Source organism: Ruegeria sp. N8 (assembly GCF_056531325.1).
The window spans coordinates 94,034-101,342 of record NZ_JBQFLQ010000010.1; the positions used below are offsets into that span (position 1 = coordinate 94,034).

Here is a 7,309-nt window from a genome sequence, read left to right on the forward strand (position 1 = left end):
TTGATCGCTTGGAACTGACACCGCCAGTCCCGGCGCGCCCAGAAACCATCGCTTTTTTTTGCCGTTCGCGCGCCAGTGGTGCAAGATTAGTGGCTCCTGACCCTAGCCCCCCAACCGACGCAGCAACGCGACCGAGGGCGTGCCCGTCACCGGCAGGCCGTTGGCGCGTTGATAGGCGCTGATGGCGGTTTTGGTGTTATTTCCAACCACCCCATCCGCGCCCTGCGTGTCATAGCCCGCCGCGGTCAGGCGACGCTGCAACTCTTTCCGATCCTCCAATGTCAGACCTGTCTCATCCGGGCCGAATGAGGCCTGAAAGGGTGCGCCGCCGGCAATCCGGTCGGACAGATGCCCGACACCGATCGCGTAGCTATCCGAGTTATTATAGCGCTTGATCACCTGAAAATTGCGGAACACAGCAATGCGCGGTCCCGGCACCTGCGGTTGCAGCACCGCGACTGGCGTGCCGGACACAGTCCCAACCTCTCCCCCCCAAGGCTGGCCACGCACCCAACCCGAACGGGCAAGGTAGGCTGCGGTCGAAGCCAATGAGTCCGCCGGGTCATCAGACCAAATATCGCGCCGTCCATCGCCGGTATGATCCACCGCGAAGGCCAGATACGAGGTCGGAATAAACTGCGTGTGCCCCATCGCCCCAGCCCAACTGCCGGTCATGTTGGCAGGGGTCGTGTCGCCCTCCTGTATGATCTGAAGCGCCGCGATCAGCTGCTTTTCAAAGAAGGCACCCCGTCGTCCGTCATAGGCCAGCGTTGACGTCGCCGAGATCACGGGTATATCGCCTCGCCGCGCGCCATAGCGGCTCTCCAGCCCCCAAACAGCGACCACAACCTCTTTGTCGACACCATATTGCGATTCAATCTGCGACAGGGTTCCGGCGTGACGCACCATCATTTGCTTGCCGGTCTCGATCCGTTCGTCCGAGGCGGCGATGGCCAGATAATCCTCAAGCGAGCGCTTGAATTCGACCTGATTGCGATCACGCTCGATCACGCCCGGCAAATAGCCCGCCCCCTGAAAGGCCCGATCGAGTGTGCTTTGCGAGATGCCCTGCGCCGCAGCGCGGTTTTTGAAGCTTGCGACCCAAGCGTCCCAACCTGCATTCGGAACAGGGCGCATCCGCGATGCGGGGGCGGTTGTCTGCGCCCCTTCCGTGCAAGCTGTCAAAAGGGACGCCCCGAGGCCGATGGAAAATACCCGACGATTGATCATGGCTGAAATCTGCTCTTGTTTTGATTGGAACCAGACTACAGCAGCGGCCGGACCCAAGCCAGCAAAGTGTCATCCATTCGCCCAGCAACAGGCCCTTCGGCGGCAAGCCGCCTAGCTGACCAGCATCCGCAGCCCCTGGGTCACGTCCGACCGCACAGCTAGACGCAATCCCGGCTCGTCCCCTGCTTTCAGCGCGGCGATAATCAGCTTGTGGTAATGCGGCGGCTCGGTCCGGCGCAAACGCCCATAAAGCGCGCGCATAGTCGGCCCCAACTGCAACCAGACCGTCTCGGCAATCGCCAGCATCGCCGGCGCTTGCGCCCGCAGATAAAGCGTGCGGTGAAACTCCAGATTGGTGCGAATATAGCCCACCGCGTCCCTTTTCGTGACCATTTCGGCCACGGTCATGTTGATGCTCTGCAACCGGTCGATCAGGGCAATATGGGCACGCGGCAAGGCGCGGCTAGCCAATTCGACCTCTAGCAGTGCGCGCAGGGCGGCAAGTTCTTCGATCCGGTCATTGGTCAACTCAGGCGTCGAAACGCGTCCGGACGAGGACAGGAACAACGCCCCTTCGGCTGCCAACCGCCGCACCGCCTCGCGGGCGGGCGTCATGGATACACCAAACTCTTTGCCGATCCCACGCAAGGTCAGCGCGTGGCCCGGTGCAATCTCGCCATGCATGATCCGCGCGCGCAGCGCCCGATAGATCCGGTCATGTGTCGCGGTCTGCGAGTCGGAGGAACGAGGGCTCTGCATGTGCCCATGTGATCACATCCAGCCCCGCCGTCAACTCGGCGGGCTATCAAATCTATAGTGATGAAGCTGCGCCCCGTTGTCGCGCAGCCAGCGCCTTTGATCCCGGTAGTCGCCGAAAATCCTTTCCACCTGCGCCCAGAACGCTGGAGAATGGTTCATCTCGACCAAATGTGCCACCTCGTGCGCGGCGACATAATGCAGGATCTCGGACGGGGCGAGGATCAGACGCCAGGAAAACATCAACCCGCCCGCCGAACTGCATGAGCCCCACCGCGACCGCGTGTCCCGGATGGTCAGGCTAGAATAGTCCCGCCCCAGCATTGCCGCATAATCATCACAGGCCTCAGTCAGCCGGTCGCGTGCCAATTCCTTGAGGAACCGAGCCAGCCTGCGCCCTTCCGACCCTTTGGGCACCGCGATCTCACCGCCCATCAAGGTAACACGGCGTCCCTGTGCAGCAACGATTCGCCGGTCGACCCCTTCTACCGGTATGCTCTGGCCGATCTGAACCTGTTCGGGGTCAGGACGGTCTTGCAGGTGCTGCCTGATCCAATCCTCTTTGGCGCGCGCAAAACTCAGCGCTTCGGCCTCGGGCACCCCGTGCGGGTAGGTCAGCGTAACCCGCCCGTCCAGTTGGGAAATCCGCAGGCTGATCCGCCGCGCACGCGCCGATTTTCGCAACGTCAACGGGACCCGAGGCGTTCCCGGTAAGGCGTGATCCCCCATGGGTCGGTTTCTCCTGCTCAAAGGCTTTGACAGTGCCCGCTGCATGTGGCACGTGACCTGAATCGTTATTACGACTCACCTGATATCAAGGGGATTTCACATGCCCAAGGAAGAATGGGGCGTAAAGCGCGTTTGCCCGACAACCGGCAAGCGGTTTTACGACCTGAACAAGGACCCGATCGTCAGCCCCTATACCGGCGAGATCGTGGAACTGGACACCGGCAAAAGCCGGATGATTGCTGCTGACGCGGAAGATGCGGCATCGGCCAAAGCGCGCGAGAAAGCGTCGGACGAAGATCTGGTTCTGGACGATGACGACAATGTCGATGTCGATCTGGACGATGACCTGCTGGATGATGATGACGACAGCAATGATGATGTTTCGCTGGACGACATCACCGACATGTCGTCGGAAGACGAAAACTGATCCCGTTCAGAGGCGACCCTGCGTCGCCTCGAACCATCCCGGATATTGGGGCGAAAGTTTTTTCCAGAATTCCTTTTTTGGACTTGCACTCATCGCCGCCGTCTCATAAACGTCCGCCCACTGCTTAAGCAGTACCTTGATGGGGCCTTAGCTCAGTTGGGAGAGCGCTTGCATGGCATGCAAGAGGTCAGGGGTTCGACTCCCCTAGGCTCCACCAAAAAACCCTTGATTTTATTGAATTATTTCGCGTTATTGCGCGTCTGCCCCTATTCTAACCCTAAATTCACGCCGCTGGCCGAGGCTTCCAGCGTCGTATCCCCGAGGCCCAACCGAGTCGGAATGCCGCACCCCACCCCCCGGCCTCACCCGGACGCGGCGCAATTTTGTTTATACCCCACGCACACTAAGCGCGGGGTATCTGGACTTTTTGACTGCCAGGTCAGGTGAGATATGGCCACCCCCGCGCGACTACAAACTCGTTACGCCGAGAGTACATCAGCTGCTTGGCTATTTGGTGCACTTAGCACGAAAGACCGCTTTGAAGTCTACGCAGACACCCGATCCATTCCGATGATTATCCGCAATGCGGACAAAGCTGCCGTTTGAACCGGTGCGGCACCGTCAAATACTTTGATGGACCGGTTAACGTACAAAAGCGTCTCCTTATTAAGGACACTCGTTGCGGTGCCAGCTAAATTCTGAGTTGATACACATCAAAGACGCTTCTGGCCTAAGATTATTAAATCATGGGCAGTTCACTTCACTTTTGAGCCAAATAACAGTGGCTGTGAATGAAAGGGGCGATTATGTCTTTTGATTTTGCCTTCAGAGTAACAGGGGTGGCAATGTGCATACTCTTAGCCGGTTGTGCTCAACCAGCGCAAAAAACGGCCATGGTTCCGGGTTCAATTGCACCAATACCAAGTTCGGCGAAATACCACAGTTCAGTCGGAAAGGTGACTGGATATGGTGGGGAAGAAACCAACCCCATGTGGACATCGGAAATATCAAAAGAAGATTTTCAGGCGGCTGTAGAAACTTCTCTTCGTCAAGCTGGAATCTACTCTACTTCAGGCCAGTACACGCTACGTGCTGATATTCTTAGTGTCGAACAACCGCTTGTTGGCATCGATTTGAAGGTCGCAATGACCGTCCGATACAACATTATTGATACTAATAGCAGGATACTTTTCGACAGAACTATAAAGTCGGAGTACACGGCAGATTTTTCGGAGGCATTTGTTGGCGTTGAAAGGTTGCAAAAAGCTAACGAAGGTGCCGCAAGAGCGAACATTCATTTACTACTAAAGGCATTGGGTTCTACTTCATCCGGTGGACAAATAGGTGCAGTCTCCTGAGGGCCTAGCAAAAAGCTAGCGGCAGTTCGGGGCTCTCAACAGTCCTTCGATTCAATTGGCTGGAACGTCCCCACCACCAACTGCCCAAGACCCCCAAGCCGCTAGCCCCAGCGACCGCTCGTCAGCACCCGGAACGACTCGTCAAAGCCAGTGAACATCTGCTCTATCGCCCATCAGAGGTTCCCAACAAACGCTTCCGGCCCTTTTCGGATTGAAACCAAGGTTGAAAGGCGTACGTCAAACTACTCGTTTTCTATGGCGGCCGTCGGAAGCCCTTGCTCGACCCAATCCGGATACCCGCCAGCATAGTACCGAGGATCTTCGAAGCCCCAGAGTTGTGCCTTTATCGCAGCATAAACCGAATATGGGCAATGAGGCCCATGGCAGCTGAAAACTATAGTGTCATCAAGATTTGCTATTTCGAGAAGAGCGTCCCGGGACAGACCAACTAACAGAGAATAGTTGACTGAATTGGGTATGTGCCCGGCATTGAAATCTAGCTTTGCACGGACGTCGACGAATTTCGCTGTTCCTTGTTCCCAAAGCCCAAGTGCTTCTTCAGTGTCAATTCGTGAGATTGATTCAGGGTAGTACAAACCTTCGACACGCGTCATACGGCCTGCGACCTCATCGTAATCAAGGTCGTTGCCAGTGCTGGGTGGTACACCGGCTTTCACTACGCCTTCGTACAAATGTCGGCGATAGTCTGGATCGTAACCGTACATGTCTCCATACCACCAGATAAGGCTTTCTTCAGCCGTAAACGGATCATAATAAGACGGCACCGCAATAGCGTCGTACTGCGTTATCAGATCGGGGATTTCATCCAGCCGCTCCAAGTGACCTAGTGCGGATACCAACGTTGTAATATCGGCCACAATGTCAGAATTGCGTTTGAGTACGCGCCGCATCGTTGTCACGACGTCCTCATATTTTTTTTGGTGAAGCTGCGAAACACCCAATTCGCGCAAGTAACGGGTTGGTTCAAGCGGGTCAAAACGCAATGCGTACCGGATCGCCGCTTCCGCTTCCGTTGCACGCCCTGTTGCGTTGAGAACCTTGGCTTTTACTAAATGTATGTCAGGGTCATTTGGCGCCAAAGCCAACGCTTTGTCCAATTCCCTGTAAGCCTCGCCATGGCGACCTTGTTCTACAAGAATTTCGGCCTGAACCGAATATGCCAGAGCGGATGGATCCTCCATCGCCTTTTCAAGACTTCGTTCCACTTCCTTCCAGGACCGTTCAAACCCGCCACCCATAGCCAGGAACCAGACGCTCTGAACAATTCGCCAGTGGGCAGCAGCTAAGGCTGCATAAGCCCTGTGGTAATCTGGATCTACTGCGATTGCGTCTTCAAATTTGGAAATCGCGGTTAAAGTGTCATCTGAATTGCCGCTACGCAGGAGTTCAAGCCCGTACAGCACCAAGTCATATGCCTCCGGATGTTCAGTTTCTGTTGTTCCAAACCCCTGTTTTTCTTGGGATGTCAATTGAACTGCCAATGCGGATGTTATTTCTTCTAGGACCTGATCCTGAAGTTCAAAAACTTGCTGAACACTACTGTCGTAACGGTCAGCCCAAATATGGTGACCGCTCAAGGCATCGATCAACTGCGCGTTTACTCGAACCTGATCACCTGCTCTACGCAAGCTTCCCTCAAGGATGTATTGAACACCAAGTTCCTCGGCGACTTGCTGGGACTTCACGGCTTTGTCTTTATATGTCCAACTAGAATTCCGTGAAATAACGAAAATGCCAGACAGCTTGCTCAGATCCGTGATCAGATCTTCTGTTATTCCGTCTGCAAAAAATGCGTGTTCTGGATCGTCACTAAAATCGTCAAATGGAAGCACAACGAGTGAAGGCTTATCCGGAAGAGGATAGGCCATTTGGTCAAGTGAGGCAGGATCATAATCAGGTATCCATGGCCGCCAAACCAATAGGGCTGCGAAGAGGACAACGGCAGCTGTTAAAATGCCTACTTTGATCGGAAAATTTCCGGAGTTTGAAACAAGTGGCTTCCCACCCGGCACCACACGATACACCCTCACTGGGGTAGAAATGTTTTTGACTCTCTTTTCTCCCAGATCTTCGTAACCAACTTCCACGTTGGCTTTGAGGTGATCGTAGGCTGTGCCGGATACGACCACACCACCCGGCGATGCCAGTTCTTCCAGCCGTGCCGCGATGTTAACCCCATCTCCGTAGATATCCCCCTCGTCAAAGACAATGTCGCCTAGATTAACCGCAACTCGGTAACGAATCTTACGATCTTCAGGGACATGTTCTTCTCGGGCTTTCATGGCTTCTTGAATAGAAACCGCGCAATGAACCGCCTCTACAACGCTGGGAAATTCAGCGATCATGCCGTCCCCGGTTAGTTTTATTATATGGCCTTTGTGGACATCTATTTTGGGGTCTATGAGTTCGATCCGGTGTCTTTTTTGCCGCTCAATAGTACCGGTCTCGTCTGCCTCCATGAGGCGCGAGTACCCAACCATGTCGGCGGCGAGAACGGCTGCTATCCTTCGCTCCATGCAAGTCCTCCGATTTTTAGGATAGCAGAATATGTGTAGAATTTCGACTTAAGGCCTGTACGCCACATTCAACCGCCAGCACCAGCGACCAGTCTTCAGCACCCGGAACGACTCGTCAGCGGTCGTCTCAGCGCCGGTGGGCGGTTCTCTAGCGGTCTCGCAGCAGCCTCTCTAGCAGCCAAAATGCCCCCGCAACCGCCCCAGTTTCTAAGGCTTCGCTAAAAAGCCGATAACAATCATCGGAGGGCAAGGATTCCTACCACCCCAGCCAG

At 55.3% G+C, this 7,309-nt stretch carries 6 protein-coding genes and 1 tRNA gene; 3 read left to right on the forward strand and 4 right to left on the reverse strand.

From position 1 onward, the window contains the following. Window positions 1-102: 102 nt before the first annotated feature. From ACR0C5_RS16900 to ACR0C5_RS16910, 3 genes are all read right to left on the reverse strand, one after another. Window positions 103-1,230, reverse strand: coding sequence for a lytic murein transglycosylase (locus ACR0C5_RS16900; RefSeq protein ID WP_480878042.1), 1,128 nt, complete (start codon window positions 1,228-1,230; stop codon window positions 103-105). 111 nt (window positions 1,231-1,341) lie between these two features. Continuing rightward, a complete protein-coding gene (locus ACR0C5_RS16905) occupies window positions 1,342-1,989 on the reverse strand; it encodes a GntR family transcriptional regulator (RefSeq protein WP_170775205.1) in 648 nt (215 codons plus the stop codon). Between the two features lie 30 nt (window positions 1,990-2,019). Then, window positions 2,020-2,715 (reverse strand): M48 family metallopeptidase, encoded by a 696-nt coding sequence (locus ACR0C5_RS16910; protein ID WP_480878044.1) that lies wholly within the window; start codon window positions 2,713-2,715, stop codon window positions 2,020-2,022. 100 nt (window positions 2,716-2,815) lie between these two features. On the opposite strand from ACR0C5_RS16910, the gene ACR0C5_RS16915 reads away from it, so the two are divergent. From ACR0C5_RS16915 to ACR0C5_RS16925, 3 genes are all read left to right on the forward strand, one after another. Next, the gene (locus tag ACR0C5_RS16915; RefSeq protein ID WP_170775209.1) at window positions 2,816-3,142 is read left to right on the forward strand and encodes a TIGR02300 family protein; all 327 of its coding nucleotides are present in this window, start codon (window positions 2,816-2,818) and stop codon (window positions 3,140-3,142) included. 141 nt (window positions 3,143-3,283) lie between these two features. After that, a tRNA-Ala gene (locus ACR0C5_RS16920) sits at window positions 3,284-3,359 on the forward strand. 574 nt (window positions 3,360-3,933) lie between these two features. Continuing rightward, a complete protein-coding gene (locus tag ACR0C5_RS16925; protein WP_170507134.1) occupies window positions 3,934-4,500 on the forward strand; it encodes a hypothetical protein in 567 nt (188 codons plus the stop codon). Between the two features lie 242 nt (window positions 4,501-4,742). On the opposite strand, the gene ACR0C5_RS16930 is transcribed toward ACR0C5_RS16925, so the two are convergent. Continuing rightward, window positions 4,743-7,037 (reverse strand): rhodanese-like domain-containing protein, encoded by a 2,295-nt coding sequence (locus ACR0C5_RS16930; protein ID WP_480878047.1) that lies wholly within the window; start codon window positions 7,035-7,037, stop codon window positions 4,743-4,745. Window positions 7,038-7,309: the final 272 nt, after the last annotated feature.

What these genes read in the sequence shown, in the direction of transcription:
- ACR0C5_RS16900 (WP_480878042.1), bottom strand. Translation starts at nt 1,230, where the DNA reads ATGATCAATCGTCGGGTATTTTCCATCGGCCTCGGGGCGTCCCTTTTG.
- ACR0C5_RS16905 (WP_170775205.1), bottom strand. Translation starts at nt 1,989, where the DNA reads ATGCAGAGCCCTCGTTCCTCCGACTCGCAGACCGCGACACATGACCGG.
- ACR0C5_RS16910 (WP_480878044.1), bottom strand. Translation starts at nt 2,715, where the DNA reads ATGGGGGATCACGCCTTACCGGGAACGCCTCGGGTCCCGTTGACGTTG.
- ACR0C5_RS16915 (WP_170775209.1), top strand. Translation starts at nt 2,816, where the DNA reads ATGCCCAAGGAAGAATGGGGCGTAAAGCGCGTTTGCCCGACAACCGGC.
- ACR0C5_RS16925 (WP_170507134.1), top strand. Translation starts at nt 3,934, where the DNA reads ATGAAAGGGGCGATTATGTCTTTTGATTTTGCCTTCAGAGTAACAGGG.
- ACR0C5_RS16930 (WP_480878047.1), bottom strand. Translation starts at nt 7,037, where the DNA reads ATGGAGCGAAGGATAGCAGCCGTTCTCGCCGCCGACATGGTTGGGTAC.